At 42.2% G+C, this 16,329-nt stretch carries 13 protein-coding genes and 1 tRNA gene; 7 read left to right on the top strand and 7 right to left on the bottom strand.

Annotated elements, in window-relative coordinates; translation table 11 throughout:
• The 4 genes from WBJ10_RS14700 to fbp all read left to right on the top strand — a co-directional run.
• The coding region (locus WBJ10_RS14700; RefSeq protein WP_424291601.1) for a VOC family protein at nt 1–301 on the top strand (301 nt) is incomplete at its 5' end.
• Complete coding sequence (locus tag WBJ10_RS14695) at nt 301–1,017, top strand: tRNA1(Val) (adenine(37)-N6)-methyltransferase (RefSeq protein WP_424291599.1); 717 nt, start codon at nt 301–303, stop codon at nt 1,015–1,017. The genes WBJ10_RS14700 and WBJ10_RS14695, both read left to right, overlap by 1 nt.
• Complete coding sequence (locus tag WBJ10_RS14690) at nt 1,017–1,511, top strand: metallophosphoesterase family protein (protein ID WP_424291597.1); 495 nt, start codon at nt 1,017–1,019, stop codon at nt 1,509–1,511. Before WBJ10_RS14695 ends, WBJ10_RS14690 begins: the two co-directional genes overlap by 1 nt.
• A 16-nt stretch (nt 1,512–1,527) precedes the next feature.
• Nucleotides 1,528–2,598 (top strand): class 1 fructose-bisphosphatase, encoded by a 1,071-nt coding sequence (fbp, locus tag WBJ10_RS14685; protein WP_424291595.1) that lies wholly within the window; start codon nt 1,528–1,530, stop codon nt 2,596–2,598.
• 182 nt (nt 2,599–2,780) lie between these two features.
• On the opposite strand, the gene rnhA is transcribed toward fbp, so the two are convergent.
• Entirely contained in the window at nt 2,781–3,248 is a 468-nt protein-coding gene (gene rnhA, locus WBJ10_RS14680) for a ribonuclease HI (protein WP_424291593.1), read from the bottom strand.
• A 161-nt stretch (nt 3,249–3,409) separates the two neighbouring features.
• On the opposite strand from rnhA, the gene WBJ10_RS14675 reads away from it, so the two are divergent.
• Nucleotides 3,410–3,483: transfer RNA gene (locus tag WBJ10_RS14675), tRNA-His, on the top strand.
• Between the two features lie 73 nt (nt 3,484–3,556).
• On the opposite strand, the gene WBJ10_RS14670 is transcribed toward WBJ10_RS14675, so the two are convergent.
• From WBJ10_RS14670 to WBJ10_RS14650, 5 genes are all read right to left on the bottom strand, one after another.
• Nucleotides 3,557–5,725 carry a DUF5916 domain-containing protein gene (locus WBJ10_RS14670; RefSeq protein ID WP_424291591.1) on the bottom strand — a complete coding sequence of 723 codons (2,169 nt, stop codon included), beginning with the start codon at nt 5,723–5,725 and terminating at the stop codon, nt 3,557–3,559.
• 143 nt (nt 5,726–5,868) lie between these two features.
• A complete protein-coding gene (locus tag WBJ10_RS14665; RefSeq protein WP_424291589.1) occupies nt 5,869–6,468 on the bottom strand; it encodes a redoxin family protein in 600 nt (199 codons plus the stop codon).
• Nucleotides 6,469–6,497: 29 nt separating this feature from the next.
• The gene (locus WBJ10_RS14660) at nt 6,498–7,598 is read right to left on the bottom strand and encodes an efflux RND transporter periplasmic adaptor subunit (RefSeq protein ID WP_424291587.1); all 1,101 of its coding nucleotides are present in this window, start codon (nt 7,596–7,598) and stop codon (nt 6,498–6,500) included.
• A gap of 4 nt (nt 7,599–7,602) precedes the next feature.
• Nucleotides 7,603–10,797 (bottom strand): efflux RND transporter permease subunit, encoded by a 3,195-nt coding sequence (locus tag WBJ10_RS14655; protein WP_424291586.1) that lies wholly within the window; start codon nt 10,795–10,797, stop codon nt 7,603–7,605.
• Between the two features lie 16 nt (nt 10,798–10,813).
• Nucleotides 10,814–12,196, bottom strand: a complete 1,383-nt coding sequence (locus WBJ10_RS14650; protein ID WP_424291584.1) for a TolC family protein — start codon at nt 12,194–12,196, stop codon at nt 10,814–10,816.
• Nucleotides 12,197–12,400: 204 nt separating this feature from the next.
• Here WBJ10_RS14650 and WBJ10_RS14645 point away from each other — a divergent pair, with 204 nt between their 5' ends.
• Nucleotides 12,401–12,526, top strand: a complete 126-nt coding sequence (locus WBJ10_RS14645) for a hypothetical protein (RefSeq protein WP_424291582.1) — start codon at nt 12,401–12,403, stop codon at nt 12,524–12,526.
• A 249-nt stretch (nt 12,527–12,775) separates the two neighbouring features.
• Here the strand turns inward: WBJ10_RS14645 and WBJ10_RS14640 are convergent, their stop codons facing one another.
• Complete coding sequence (locus WBJ10_RS14640) at nt 12,776–13,303, bottom strand: pyridoxamine 5'-phosphate oxidase family protein (protein ID WP_424291580.1); 528 nt, start codon at nt 13,301–13,303, stop codon at nt 12,776–12,778.
• A gap of 185 nt (nt 13,304–13,488) precedes the next feature.
• On the opposite strand from WBJ10_RS14640, the gene WBJ10_RS14635 reads away from it, so the two are divergent.
• Nucleotides 13,489–16,242 carry a PQQ-dependent sugar dehydrogenase gene (locus tag WBJ10_RS14635; RefSeq protein WP_424291578.1) on the top strand — a complete coding sequence of 918 codons (2,754 nt, stop codon included), beginning with the start codon at nt 13,489–13,491 and terminating at the stop codon, nt 16,240–16,242.
• Nucleotides 16,243–16,329 lie beyond the last annotated feature (87 nt).

The raw sequence follows: 16,329 nt of genomic DNA, 5'->3' as shown, positions 1-16,329 counted from the left end.
GAAAATAGTCCGCGAAGTTTATCGAACGGAACGGAATTCATATAAGCTCGACCTTTCAGTGAATGGGAATTATCAGATAGAGCTATTTTCTTTTCCCGATCCGCCAGCGCGCCCTTCAAGGCCTGAGGCACAGGGCCTTAGGCAGCTTGCTTTCGAAGTAACCGACCTGAATGAATCCGTTGCACATTTGAACCAGCATGGGGTTGCTACTGAAGAAATAAGGGTCGATGAACATACAGGCAAGCGTTTTGTTTTCTTTTCCGACCCTGACGGGCTGCCCATTGAACTTTATGAGATCTGATGAGTAAAGTATTCCAGTTTCAGCAGTTTAGTGTAGACCAAACAAATTGCGGGATGAAGGTGAACACGGATGCCGCTATATTGGGTGCAATTGCGACCAACGATAATATCAATTCTGCGCTTGAAATTGGTACTGGCACTGGGGTCATTGCTTTAATGTTAGCACAAAGATATCCAGAGGCTCAAATAGATGCAGTTGAAATTGATGAAATGGCTTCGCTGACTGCTGAACTGAATTTCAGGAATTCCCCGTTTTCTGATCATATACAACTGGTGAAATCCTCTTTTCAGGCCCACTTTTCCAAAATTGATGATAAAAAATATGATCTGATCATCTCGAACCCGCCCTATTTTGTAAATGCACTAAAATCAGACGATACCTCCAAAAGGCTGGCAAGGCATACCGACGTCGACTTCTTTCAAGACTTAATATCGGGAGCTTCGATCCATTTAAGTTTACATGGTCTCCTTTATCTGATTTTGCCTTTGGATACTGCAGAACTGGTTAAAAGCTTGCTTTCATCAGCCACGAAACTGGTATTAAAAAAAACGATTTTTATCCATTCTTTCCCTGAATCAAAACCTTACCGTTGTATTATGGTTATTGGATTAGGAATTGAAAGTGCAGTCACACAAAAATTTGTCATCTATAACGCCCAAAACAGTTATACAGAAGAATACAGGGTATTACTTAAAGATTATCTGACAATATTTTAATGATACGCATTGGCTTAATCTCAGATACACACAGTTATCTTGATGATGCTGTTTTTGAGCATTTTAAGAATTGTGATGAAATATGGCATGCCGGGGATTTTGGCAGTATCGACGTAGCAGAAGCACTGGCGGCATTCAAACCCTTTAAAGGTGTATATGGCAATATTGACGGGAAGGAGATACGCTCAGTATATCCGGAGCACCTTAAATTTAAATGTGAAGAGGTGAATGTGTGGATGACCCATATTGGAGGTTATCCCGGAAAATATGATCCAAAGATTCGGGGGGAAATTCTACTCGAAAAGCCGGATTTATTTATCTGTGGACACTCGCATATTTTAAAAGTTATGTTTGATGAAAATATATCCTGTTTACACTTAAATCCGGGGGCAGCGGGAAAGTATGGCTGGCACAAAGTTCGCACACTGCTTCGGTTTCATATATCCGGACAGAAAATACTAAATATGGAAGCCATTGAATTAGCTAAAAGATAACGTTAAATACACTAACATGCATGCATTTCTGACCTTAGGACAATTTATTATTGAGAAGCAGAATGACTTTCCCTATGCTAAAGGAGAGCTTTCACGGCTATTAAGAGATATAGGTATCGCGTCAAAAATTGTAAACCGCGAGGTTAATAAGGCAGGCCTAATGGATATTGTGGGTGAAGTAGGCACTATCAATATTCAAGGCGAATGCCAAAAGAAACTGGATGTATTTGCCAATGAGCAGTTCATATCAGCTTTGACCAGTGGGGGAGAGTGCTGTATTGTTGCCTCCGAGGAAAACGATGAATTTGTGCCAATTGATGCCGATGTTTCGAAAAATGCGAAATATATTGTGGCAATAGACCCTTTAGACGGCTCATCAAATATTGATGTAAACGTCGCTGTTGGTACGATATTCTCGATTTACCGTCGAAAGTCAACTGACGGCAAGGCAACTCTGGAGGATGTGCTGCAGCAGGGTACAGAACAGGTTGCAGCTGGCTACGTCATATACGGTTCGTCGACGATGCTTGTTTATACTACTGGAAAAGGTGTTAATGGCTTCACCCTTGACCCATCGATAGGCGAGTTTTGTCTTTCGCATCCTGATATGAAAATCCCTAAAGACGGTACAATTTATTCTTTAAATGAAGGTAACTACGTTCATTTTCCCGATGGAGTTAAGAAATATTTAAAATATTGTCAGATGGAAGACCAACAGACCTCCCGGCCATATACTTCCAGATATATTGGTTCTATGGTAGCCGATATTCACCGGAATATGATCAAGGGTGGGATATTTATCTATCCGACGACATCGGGTGCACCTAATGGGAAATTGCGTCTGGTTTATGAATGTAATCCAATGGCCTTCCTCATCGAACAAGCAGGCGGCCGGGCCACGGATGGACACCACCGCATATTAGATCTGGAAGTAACTTCCCTGCATCAGCGTTCAGCCATTTTTATTGGTTCAGAAAACATGGTGCTAATGGCTGAAGAATTCATGCAGCGGTATTCCTCACTAACACCGGACGAGAAAATGGAGATGAAGTTGGAGAGGCAGGGGGTTGTTGGGGGTATTGATTAGCTGCCCAAGGAAGAACAAGGAACAAGGATCAAGGATCAAGGAACAAAGACTGTTATTGGTGCTTTTAATAGATGTTTCAGCAAAGAAAATTTTCCATAAAAGTATCGATCACTATTAAAGGTGTAAATTTTGATGATTAGGGGTATTGTCCTTGATCTTTACTCCTTGTTCTTTGTTCCAATTCATATTCCCAGCTTCAATTCTTCGGTTTCAAAAACTGTATCTACTAACAATTCCCTCTGTTTCCCCGCCATCACAGCAAGCTCATCACAACGTTCGTTCTCCGGATGGCCATTGTGGCCTCTAACCCAGGTAAAACGGATTTTATGGAGTTTATATACTTCAAGGAAACGCATCCAAAGGTCCTTATTCTTCTTCCCCTTAAAACCTATCTTCACCCAGCCGAACACCCATTTCTTCTCAATAGAATCGATAACATATTTTGAATCTGAAAACACCATGACCTCCTGTCCAGGTTTTTTGATGCTTTCCAGCCCTTTGATAACAGCCAGGAGTTCCATTCGGTTATTGGTTGTTTTCCGGAAACCTTCAGATAGCTCTTTATAATGCTGTCCAGAACGCAATATTGCCGCATACCCCCCGGGGCCCGGGTTACCACTGGAAGAACCGTCTGTATATAACTCGATCATTAATTTATTATTGATGGTCAAAACTAAGAATTTTGTTCTAAGGATGTGAAGTCAATAAATGTTCGCCGTTAAGATGTATTTAGTGCATTAAATTTTCATTTCTAGACAAAAAAATTTGCAGGGCATATCAAATTTCTTACTTTTGCATACACAAAAAAACGGTGGTTGTAGCTCAGCTGGTTAGAGTATTGGTTTGTGGTGCCGAGGGTCGTGGGTTCGAGCCCCATCAGCCACCCGATTTGGAAAGCAGTTCAGAAATGAGCTGCTTTTTTTGTGTAAGACGTTGAAGGGCTTGTACTGGGCCTAAGCTAGTTCCACCAATAGGTGAATTTCAATACTAAGGCACGGTTACGTACGGCGAACGGCGAAGAATAATAGTTATCCGTATAAACGAGGAAAAGATCACTGGCGGGTTTATACCTCCACTGAAAGCGAGTATTTAAATTAATGTTCTTTTGCTGGTTATTATATTGCACAAAAGTAGTGAAGAACAATTTATTGCTGAATGTAATATCGGTCCTTGGACCAATCAGCCAGAAATCAGTTGTCCTCCAGGGTTGAGGCAGTACAATATGGTTATAGCTGGTACTGAGTGCAATATTAACGTATGGCTGAAAACGATAACCAAGGTCAGCTGCTAAATTCAGGCGCTTTCCATCAGCATAATATCCTCCATACTGACCGGAAAAAATATATGTGTATTCCTTTTGCGGTTTTGAGGCATAATTTAAACCCCAGGTTGTCCAGAAATGTTCTGTACCAACGCCTAAAGTTCCCTTACCCGTATTAACAGGATCGAATGGTTTCAACAACTTTATAAAGTTATCAGACGCCCATGCTTCAAATGTGCTTTGGTTACGATGAGTAAACTTATAACTAAGAATAGTCTCGTTATCAGTTCTATTGAATGACTTAGTAAAATAGTACGATGAGCTTAAAACCGGACCGTGATTCAAAATGTTACCTGCCTTAGGGAAGAATAAATAGCCGACCTTAGGGTTCAGTCTTATAAAATCCCTACGGGGGACATATCCAACTTCTGCATTATAATTCTCGCCAACTACTTCTTGCTGCCAGCTTAAAACCCACTTCCTGTTGGTGTATTGCAAGTTAGCGGCATGTACCAGGTCATCACTTTTTTTCTGCGGACTGAAGGATTTTAGCATCATGGTTTTTCCTACCCACAGATTGTTTTTTGACACCATATTATATTCCACGCCAACGTTCCTGTTAAAAAGGCTAAAATCTGGCTTGCCTGGCTGATTTTCAGGATGATAGTTAACTGATTGCTTGTTTACAAACATAAATCGAATATTGGAACGGGAGAAAACTCTTCTCTGTAAAGCAAGAACAGCAAAGTTCTGCGCTGGCAAGCCCGTCTCTTCGATACTCTTTGTTTGCATATCCATCACACCGATTCGCCAATGTTTATCAAGACTCCCGCTCAGGCGGACCCCATATTCTATAGGAACTCCCAGGCCAATCCTGCGCGAAAAAAAGGGTCGGATGGTTGAATATCCGAAATTTGCAAAGAGATCGGCATTCTCCAGAAAGAATTGCCTTCGTTCAGGGAAAAAAAGTTCGAATCGGTCCAGATTGGTTACCTGTTTATCAACTTCTATTTGGGAAAAATCAGGATTCACTGTAAGATCCAGGTTTAATGAAGAAGTAATTCCGATTTTGGCATCTGCACCGACCTCTTTTCTGAATTTCGCACCTGAATTATTCTCGTAATTCTTGGTAAATCCGCCCAGCGCATATGGGATTACAGAAACATTCGTACCTGTTTCGGGCGGAGCCTGATCCCATAAGAGATTGCCTGTGTAAGCCAGCGAAGCTACATTAAACTGTCTCGGAATTTTTGCCCAGGCAGATTTTTCGGGAACTTTAATATCCAGGCGACTAAAATTTATACCCCAGGTTTTGATCCCCTTTTTATACCGGATGGATTTGAACGGAATAGCCGCTTCAAAAACCCATCTGTCGTCATAATGTTTAACTTCCGAATACCATTTATTATCCCAGCTGAGATCGTACCCGTTACTGTTGAATATGAGTCCATCCCATTGTGCCCCGGCGGCATTCACACCAAATGTAAAACCATTGGTCTGATCATCGAAAGGGTCAACAATAAGCAAGAAGTTGTCGTTCTTGTTATAAGCAAAATCTCGTCTCAACGATTCAACCGCATATGACTTTGCATTTGGCTGATAACAGATTGCAGAAATATAAAGATTAGCATCATCATAAGTCATTCGTACCTCAGTCAGGACTTTAGCATAACTGGTATCCATTGGACTGATCATAAAAAAATCTTTTGCAGGCTCGGCATCTGTCCAGGCAGCCTCATCAATATTTCCGTCGATCTGAATCGGACCATTTGCCTTGGCAATACGAATCTGATAAGCACTGTTTATTTTTTGCGAAAAAACGTATGAACTTGTTGTAAAGAAAATCAGAAGTAAAAAATATCTCAAAATGGAGTAATTGAAAGGCAAAATTTCTAATAAGTCTGTGAAAATAGTAAAATTGAAAGATTAGTCCTGTCTTGGGAGACTTTTTTTAATGGTTACCTGGTTTATAACCCGGTAGTTCCGACAGACAGGACTATTATTAAGACTTACTTCGACAGCTGGTTTAAGAGTTTTTCAGTCTCCCCCGTATTGTAATCAGCCATTCCTTCATGTATGAATACAATTTCTCCTTCTTTGTTAATAATTACGGTTGTAGGCAGGCTTCCCTTAAATAATTCATTGGGTAAAGCACCCGCCGGGCCGTAAACCGGAAGGTTAAATTGGCTTTTCTTCATAAATGCTTCCGAGTTTTCTAATTTATTATCGGCATCTACCATTAGAAAAACAACCTTGTCGTTGCTCTTCATCTTGTTATACAGCGAATTCACTGATGGCATCTCTGCAATGCAGGGAGGGCACCAGGTAGCCCAAAAATTAATGAAAACTACTTTACCTTTCAAGCTTGCCAGGCCGAAGGTTTTTCCATCCAGGGAGGTAAAATTTGCAGGAGGAACCGGGGGACCTGATGTTTCCGGAGCTTCACCTGGTTGGTCCGAAAGATAGCTGATATTGGGCGTAAATAAGCCTGTTTTTATCAAACCCTGCATTAAAAGTGATTTCGCATCTGGACTGATTACTAGAATAGCAAAGAAAACAAGTGATATGGTGAATCCGATATTGGCTTTGATGTATTTTATGATGTTCATGGTTATTTGTTTTTAAATTGAATAAATATCTACTGTTTGCTTTTTACTCTGGAGCCTTCCTCAAGCTCTTCTGATGCTTTTTTTATAATATCGTCTGTTGAAGTTATATCGCCAAATACCTCGATCAAAGAATCTTTACGACTACCTTCTATAACCGGGACACGCTGAACCAAACCCTTGTCGACCTTCAGAATGAAAATTCCAGATTGTGTATGGATTAAACTGGTAAGCGGAACCCATAATGTGGAATCGGGCCTTTGCAGTTTTAATTTTACCTGTGCGTATTCCCCGCCGCTTAAAGATCTTGAACTATTTTCTATATCAAATTCAGTCGTTACTGATCTGCTTGTTTGGTTAAGGAGACTGCTGTTACGTGACAGGTTGGAGCTGTAGACTTTGCCAGGTCGGCCGCTGACAGTGAATGTTACGGAAGTATTCGTTTGGAGAGAGTGTGCATGCTTCTCCGGAATAGCGACAGTTAAACGAAGGTGTTCCTGCTGTGCTATTGAAAATAGCGGCTCCTGGTTATTCTCTCCCACCAGTGCACCTACAGAAACATTCCGGTCAATGACCGTTCCGTCAAAGGGTGCTAAAATGCGAAGGTACTTTTCTAATTGTCCTGAAGCGCTTGTTTTCGCCTTTGCCGCAATATATGCCGCACTATCACTTCTGAATTGGGCCCTGACTCTCTCCAGTTCAATTTCAGCCACCGCCCCGTTTTTTAATGATGCCTTTTTAAGCCGTTGGAAGGCCTGTCGGCTAAATTGATAATCTTCATAAAGCTTCCGCTGATCCGATTGAACTGATAAATATTGTTGACTAATTTCGGGAGCTTCAAGCACCGCCAGCAATTGTCCTTTTTTTACTTTGCTGCCGCGATCAACGTAAATCTTCTTGATAAATCCTTTTGCTTTTGGAAAAATATCTACCTGTTCATAGGGTTTTAACTCACCGGGTAAACTAAGAGAATATACTGGGCGGTCCATGGTGGCCCTTGTTGTTTCCAGAAAAAGAGGTCTCTCAAAAACCTGGACTTGTTTTGCCTTCGCTTTTTCGTTAGGTGAGCAAGCTGTTATGGAAAAAATGGATCCTGCAAGGGCGGTAAGAATAAATATGTTTTGAAATTTCATGATGTTAATTGTTAAGTACTGTTAGTTCAAATAAGCTTTTATCGTTCGCAAACCGGCTCTCAGGATCGTCGGGATCTAAGGAATTGCTTTGGCGACCGGTTTTTTTACGAACAGCAGCAAATAGATGAGGTAAAACCAGCAAGGTGGTTAATGACGACAGGATTAAGCCGCCGATTACTGCCTGGGCCAGTGGGGCAACCTGTTCAGCTCCTTCACCAATTCCTGATGCCATTGGAATCATGCCGGCAATCATGGCCAACGTGGTCATTATTATGGGACGCAAACGGGATGACGCTGCTAAGAACGTGGCGATGGACGTGTCCAGGCCTCTGTTCAGGCGGTTGAATTCTGCCTGATTAATCATTAATACAGCATTTGACACTGAAACACCTACCGACATAATAATCCCCATATACGATTGCAAATTCAGGGTGCTTCCAAAAAGAAGCAGCATGAGTAAGCTGCCGCCGAGTACGGCCGGGACCACAGATAAGATAATCGCTGACAAGGCAAATGACTGATAGAAACCTGCCAGCATTAAAAAGATAACGATAATAGCTACAAGCAAACCGGTCTGTAAACCACTTAATGTTTCATCCAGCAATTGCAGGGAACCTTCGGTTTTCACCAGCACCCCACGGGGAGGTTCTCCGGCATTCTTCAGAGCCTCTTTTACAGCCCTGGACGCTGCCCCCAGATCTTTTTTATAAGTGTTGGCAAGAACAGTAACATAGCGGTTCGGCCCCTGCCGGTTTATTTGCCCGGGCATCTTCATGAGTTGCAGGTCCGCAACATCTTCAAGGACTGGTCTTAAGGACCCTTTCTTTAAGGGTAAGGACCGTAGCTTGTCAAGAGTTTGCATGTCTTCCTCAGGAATTTGAACCTGAACCTGGAATACCAGACCCGACTTGGGATCCATCCATAAATTTTTACTTGTAAATCGGGTTGAGGAGGTAGCTAAAGTAAGTACTTTGCTTACATCCTGCATGGTTAATCCGAATTGAGCTGCGAGCTCCCGGTTAACTTTTATTTGTACTCCAGGATATTGAAGCGGCTCTGCAATATGGACATCTTTTAAAAATACATTCTTTTTTAGTTCCTTCTCAATTTTGGCCGCATACTGGCCTGCCACTTTTAGAGGCCCCGCCGCTACAGTTATCTGTATAGGAGTTGACGCACCCTGGCTCATAATTTTCTCAACCATTTCCAGAGGTTCAAATGTTAATTGAAGTTCCGGGAATTTCTGAGCTACCCTCTTCCTGATATGCTCTTTAAGCTCATCAATAGGTTCATCATATATTTCCTGATTTATTGAGGCCTGGAGTACAGCTTCGTGTGAACCACTCGTGAATAAGAATATAGGATTGATGGCCAGGGCCGATGGCTGTAATCCGACAAAGGCTGAAGTGATGTTAATCGCACTATCTGGAAGGTCTTTTTGGATAAGTGCAGTTACATCTTTTAAATATTTCTCAGTTTTTTCCAAACGTGTTCCCTGCGGGGCTACGATTCTTAACTGGATATCACCGCTGTTTCCGGCAGGAAGAATGTCAGTACCAATTGTCAGGATTCCCAATAAGACGATTACTACAACCGAAACCGCATAAATGCTTAAGACTTTCCCTTTATTATTATTCGCCTTGCGGGTAAACAATAAATATCTGCGCTTAAATTTTTCAAATTGGGTAAGTTTCTTTTTATGAAAACTTGCTTGATGGTGATGAAACTTATCCGTTTTCATCAGCCAATTTGCCATGATAGGGACGAAGGTTTGGGAAGCAATAAATGAGGCTATCATCGCAAAAGCAACGGCTAATGAAAGCGGTAAGAACATATCCTTTGGAATCCCGGTCATCAGAAATGAAGGGATCAGCACAGCCAGAATACATAATAAGATGAGAAGTTTTGGAATGGATATTTCCAAAAGGGCATCCAGGATCGCTCGTTCTTTAGGTTTTTCCATCTCAAAGTGCTGATGGATATTTTCGATGGTAACAGTAGCTTCATCAACCAGTACGCCGATTGCCAGAGCCAGGCCACTCAATGTCATGATATTGATGGTCTGCCCAAAAAGATACAGCATAATAACGGCCGTGAGAATAGCAATAGGTATAGTTAAAACCACGATCAATGCACCCCGTTTATCTCCAAGAAACAAGAGCACCATTAAACCGGTGAGCAGTGCTCCAAGTATCCCTTCATGGATCAGGTTATCAAGGGATCTTTCGATATATGCCGATTGGTCAAATACATATTTTATCGTGACATCTTCCGGTAAGCCATTTTTAAGCATTGGCAAAGCTTCTTTCAGGTTTTCCACAGCTTTGAGTGTTGATGCATCCGACTTTTTAATAACCGGCAGATAGACGGATCTTTTACCATTGATAATGGCATAACCAGTAGTTGCGTCAGAGCCATCCTCAACAGTTCCGATGTCTCTGACAAAGACGGTAATCCCGGAACCGGTACGCACAGGAATGTTAAGGAACTCTTCAGGACCATTAGCAATAGAATTCACCGGACTCATTAAATTTTGATCCCCGATACGAATGTTTCCAGCAGGAGAGGGGAAATTGTTTTGAGCTATTGCAGTCGTAACCTCCTCAGCAGATAAGCCGTAGGACTGCATGAGTTCCGGATTAACCTTTATAACCATGGTCCGGATATTTGCCCCAAAAGGCCCTGGGGCAGTAATACCCTCGATATTCACAAACATGGGCCTGACGCGGGTCATCGCCAGATTCTGCAATTCTGTAATCGACCTTTTCGGACTTTCAAAGACCAGTTGCCCAATAGGCAGTGAACTGCCGTCGAAACGAACTACTTGTGGTGGCACTGCTCCCGCGGGAAGAAATCCCATGGCCTTGGATACCTGTGTAGAAACTTCAGCAGCTGCCTGCGCCATGTCGGTTCCGGGGTAAAAAGTCAGCTTCATCAGGCTGAATCCCTGAATACTTTTGAAGTCAATATCCTTAACGCCGCTGACAAACACTAATACTTTTTGAAACTCATTGGCCATAAAACCGTCCATTAAAGCAGGCGAAAGTCCTCCATATGGCATGGCGATATAAATGGCAGGGGATTCAATAGCCGGAAAAACATCAATGTTGATCTTTCTGACCGCGGTAAATGAAAAATAAGCGATGGCGAGCACCGCGACCATTATCGTGATGGGCTTTCGTAAAGCAAACCGTATCATATTCATTGTATAATTATTAATTAAATTGATTGGATATTTTATTGAAATCGCCTGAAAGTTCAGACCTCAATATTTCCTGATCCCATAATTCCTGATAAGCTTCTATATTGATTTTTTCTGATTGCTGAAGGAGAAGCTGAATCTGAAGTAATTCGGTGAGATTCATCAAACCACTTTCGTATCGTGATACATACAGATCATAAGCATTTCGGGCGTTCTTTACAGCTTGTGTGGTCTTCATTACCTGTCTGAATTGTGCATCAATTCTTGCAGAAACAGATTGCAACCCAGTATTGAGCTGTAAGGCTTGTAGATCTAATCTTGACTTTGTAGCAAGAACTGTTTGCCCGACTCTCTTTCTCTCAACGGTACTGTTATAGGCGCTGCTTATGTTCCAGGTCAGTCCGACCCCCGCCAGATAATTATTACTCGTATTGTTGAACCCTGCCGACCATTCAGTACTCGCGAAGCCATCCCTGCCGATTCCGCTGCCACGGCTTGACAATCCCCCAAGAAGAGAAATGGAAGGAAATATTTTACGGGCAGCAATCTGTTCCTGAGTTCTGTCAAAGAGCAGTCTGCTAGCTAAAATATCAAGGTAGGGATGGGCCAGGCTTACTGAATCCAAGCCTGTTTCTCCTGCAGTTGCAGTCAAAAACGGGTCAGATCTTATCTTTAATCTTTCCGGTAGTATAGGTACAACTTCCGTTAATTGAATATGGCTTGAGGCGAGTTTCCCTTGCCAGTTGTCCAATTCAGCAAGTGTTTGCAGATAGGACGCAGATGAGAGCAATGTGTCGGCCCCCGGTTTTAATCCGGCTTCAGCAAGACTTTTGGAGAGGGTGAGAATTTCCTTGACTCTGTTAACATTATCTGTTGCCCATTCCAGCTTTGACTGGTTGTATAGGATATTTATATATAGCCTTGTTACTTTCGTTTGCAATTGAAGTTTTGCCGCATTGAAATCGCTTCCGGCTTCTTTAACCTGGTAGTTGGTTGCTTGAAGCTCCTTTCGTTGTATTCCAAAATCAAAAAGTTTCCAATCTATGAGGACAGACCCAAAGGAATTGGCCGCAGCATTCGGCTGTCCAATAACCTTGTTATTTCCGCTCACATTGAAAATGCCCGGCAGAGGAAAAAAGGCCCCGGTGTTGCCGGAATAGCTGCCATAAGTATTTTGTAACTGGACCTGTACTTGAGGTAAAAAGCCGTTCTTTACTTCTGTTCTCCGGTACTCAAATTCCCGGATATTTGCTTTCTTTTCTGTCAAGCCCGGATAATTTGCAAATGCTTCATCCCAGGCATAGGAAATAGAAATATGCTGTTCGTTTTGAGAGTACGATCTTGTACTAACTAACAGCAGTAATGCTGTCGCCAGATAAAGCTGATACCTTATCATAAATTCTGAAAATTAAATAGTGAGAAATTCTTTCATTTCAATCTCAAAGCTTCTTTGAAAGAAGAGAAGGGAATGAAGGGCTTAAGTGGTTAAAGCGCGAAAGAAAATCAGATCAGCAGGATTCTGTTCCTGAGATAAACGGGAGTGTCCGTCTGTAAGAAAACGGTTTTAGAAAAATAGGGTGTTGCGGTAAAAAACTGATTCTTGAAAGAAGAAACCCGCAGCTCTATAAGGGTTATCGGGATTAAAGGTAAAACCGGATTTGCAAATTGGGTAATCCGCAAATCCACTTCATCCAATATCGATGGAGCAGAACTTAAACAAGATTGAGAACTCAGTGTAAGTTGTCTTCTTGCATTAGGATTTGTATTTTCAACTGCAGGGATTCCCTCTGTAAGTGCATGAATGCTCTTTTTTACAGTGCAATCTGTCAATAAAAAAAAGGACAGCAATAAACACAACAAAGCCGGTCGGGCTTTAAAATGATATGCTGGTTTTTTCGCTGACATGTTTTTCGATTCGGAAACTGCGCGAAGGTACTAATAATAAAATAAGAAGATATGTCGAATTCTTAAAGCATTAATCGCTTACCTCCAACTTCCCTTCAACACTATCATCCATGGCCTTACCTGTCACTAACGAAGCAGCAATCTTAAGGAACGCAATGGCCTGGCCATTCTTAGTATCCCAATAATAGCCCTGTGTAGGATCAACTTTTATCAGGCTGATTACTGGATCATTCTTGCCTTTTTCAAACCATACTTTAAACATGGGCTGCCAAAGTTCATCTATCTTTTGCTGATCATCAATTATTTCAGCAATCCCATAAATACTTACAAATCCGGAATGCTTATTTGCCTGGAATAACAACTGAACCATCGGATCCTGAGCTATCTCTGCATTCTTTTCACTATCCTTACGACTCAAAAACCAAATATTTCCTTCTTCGTCTACCAATTGCTCTGACATCGGCCTGGTCGAAAAAGGCAGTCCGGTTTTGATATTTGAACAGAAAAAACAATTTTCTGCCTTCTCTACAAGTTCCTTTAGTTTTGCTTTAGCCTCAGCGCCTGCAAGATTTTTTAAGTGGTCTTCTGTGTTTTCCATAATGAATGATTTCACTAATAACCAACCCGGGGCTTTAGATGTTTTAAAGGATTAAAAAGACGGGTCAGAATAAGCACTCGTTTTAAGAATTTATCATAGTTTTGAGAAATAGAATTATGTTGCGCCAAATAAAATTATTTTTGGTCTACATCGTATATACTACAGGATCTTAGTCTTATAAATTAATGCGTATTAAAAAATCAATAATTATTCTGTCAGTTGCAAGTTTATTTGCTACAATGGCAGCCAGCGATCGTTCTGATTCCACAGATCAAAAACCTGACGAAAGCAGATTTACCCCGGTGACGCTTACAAAGCCTGGCGAACTGGATGAGCCTAATACATTTGAAGTCTTAAGTGATGGCCGTGTGCTGATCAGTGAAAGGAAGGGCGATATAAAGCTTTTTGACCCCATTACTGGGATGACCAGCATTGCGGGAACTATCGCCGTGAACACCAAATATACCAGCGCTAAAGGAATAGTTACTGAAGCTGAGGAAGGCTTATTAGGTCTAACTGTCGATCCCAACTTCGAAAAGAACAATTGGGTTTACACCTTTTATTCCCATCCTGTACAAAGCAAATTTGTGCTAAGCCGCTGGGATTTTAAAGATAACGTTCTTGTTCCAGGCAGTGAAAGACTGGTTCTGGAATTTGCAACTCAGCGTGAAACCTGCTGCCACACTGGCGGAGGTATGACCTGGGACAAAGAGGGAAATCTGTATCTAACTGTAGGTAACAATTCTGGGACATCACTTTCCTCATCAACCGATGAGCGCCCTAATCGGGTTAACTGGGATGATCAAAGGGGCACCGCTAATACAAATAGCCTAATAGGGAAAATACTCCGAATTAAGCCACAGGCAGACGGGTCGTATAAAATCCCGGCTGGGAACTTGTTTCCTGAAGGAACAGCAGGCACCAGACCGGAGATTTACACAATGGGTCATCGTAACCCATGGCGGCCGTCTGTCGACAGTAAAACAGGATTCTTATATTTTGGCGACATTGGATCAGATGCGAATGAGGACACAGAGATCAGCCCTCGTGGTTATGATGAACTGAATCAGGCCCGCAAGCCTGGTTTTTATGGGTGGCCATATTTTGTAGGCCCCAACGCCGCGTTCAATATTTTTGATTATGAAAACGGAGAACTTCTGGATCCTAAAGATCCTTTGAAACCGGTAAATAATTCGGTGAATAATACGGGTATCAAGGAGTTGCCGCCGGTTGCGCCCCCTTTTATTTATTACCCATATGGAGTATCTGATAAATTTCCATTGCTTGGCAGCGGAAGCAGGAGTGCTACGGGTGGTCCGGTGTACCGCAGGGCAGACTTTAAAGATCCAAAGCGTCCATGGCCTGGCTATTACGAAGGTAAATGGCTCGCAACTGATCTTGCCCGCGGCTGGATTATGTCTATCTCAATGGACGAAAAAGGGGATTATAAGTCGATGGAACGTTTCTTATCCGACTATCGCCCTGTTGAGCCTATTGATATGAAATTTGGTCCGGACGGGGATCTGTATGTGCTTGAATATGGAAGTTTGTGGTTTGCGAAAAGTTCCAGTGCCAAACTTGTCAGAATAGAGTATAATGCAGGAAACCGAAAACCCCTTGTAGCTGTGTCAGCCGATAAGATCGGTGGCGCTGTTCCTTTAACTGTAAACCTGTCTTCTAAAAACACGAAAGATGCCGACGGGGATGCCCTGCAGTACACCTGGAAAATAAGTTCTCCAGGCATTGCTGACCAGGTTTATAAGACGGCTAATCCTGTATTGAAATTAGTTAAACCTGGCGTATATACCGCTAATTTGACGGTCAGCGATGGACGAGTTTCAAACAGTAAATCCCTGAAAATTACAGCTGGAAATAGTCCCCCGGAGGTCCTGATAAATCTAACAGGGAACCGTTCTTTCTTTTTCGATAATACACAACTTGGTTATGCCGTATCGGTTAATGATAAAGAAGATGGCAGTTTAACTGCAGGTACAATAGATCCCAGTCAGGTAGCTGTTACTATAGATTACTTATCTGAAGGATTCGACTATGCGGAAATAATACAGGGCCAGCGAAGCGTTGATGCCACAGCTGAGTTTGCAGTCGGGCAGGCAATTATGAAAAAATCGGATTGTTATAACTGCCATACTTTAAATGTTACTAATATCGGGCCCACCTTTACCCAGATAGCGGAGAAATACAAAAACGATCCGAAAGCTGAGGAGTATCTTGCTGGTAAGATCCGCAATGGTGGGAGCGGGGTGTGGACCAAAGTAATCGCTATGCCAGCGCATTCTGCTATTACAGAAAACGATGCACGCTCAATTGCCAACTATATCATGAAGGCTGGATCAAAATCTGCCAATTCCCTGCCAGTTAAGGGAACTTATGCGATTAAATTGCCTGCGAATGACGGCGGTTCCGGCACGTACCTGATCCGCGCGGCGTATACTGACAAGGGCAAAGGAGCAATTCCAAAGCTTAGCTCAGAAAATAATATAATACTAAGGAAGCCATCTATCGAAGCCTCATCGGCTGATATCATAGGAAATGTAACTGTAAAGGTGAACGGTATAGACGGAATCGTCAACGCCGTGCCAGTTGCAAATGGTTATATAGGTTTCCGGGCTTTAGATCTTACGGGAATAGAAGAGGTCGATTTGAAAGTCACCACAAGCGTCCGTGAGGAAAATCCGGGAGGAACGATAGAGATGAGATTGGATTCTCCTACAGGGCTGCTCGTCGGAAGCTCCGAAGTACAACCAGTTTCAGAAAAAGTTCTTGGTGAAAAATCAGCACCGCTGAAAATCACTCTTAAGCCTGTAACTGGTTTGCATACCGTATATTTTGTATTTAAGAACGGCAAATCGGCACCTTTAATGCCATTATTTTCGTTAAGTAATATTAAGTTCTTAAATTCGGGCCAGGCGAATAAATAAATTAATTAATCAAACCTTTAATAGTCTGCACTGTTGCCAGAGTATAGAGATACTAAAAAAGCAAAAAGAGCGTTTCTAAAACAACGC

The organism is Daejeonella sp., assembly GCF_049655485.1.
Lineage (GTDB): Bacteria > Bacteroidota > Bacteroidia > Sphingobacteriales > Sphingobacteriaceae > Daejeonella.
The sequence above is the reverse complement of the archived record's forward strand: the minus strand, read 5'-3'. Positions and strand labels throughout refer to the sequence as shown.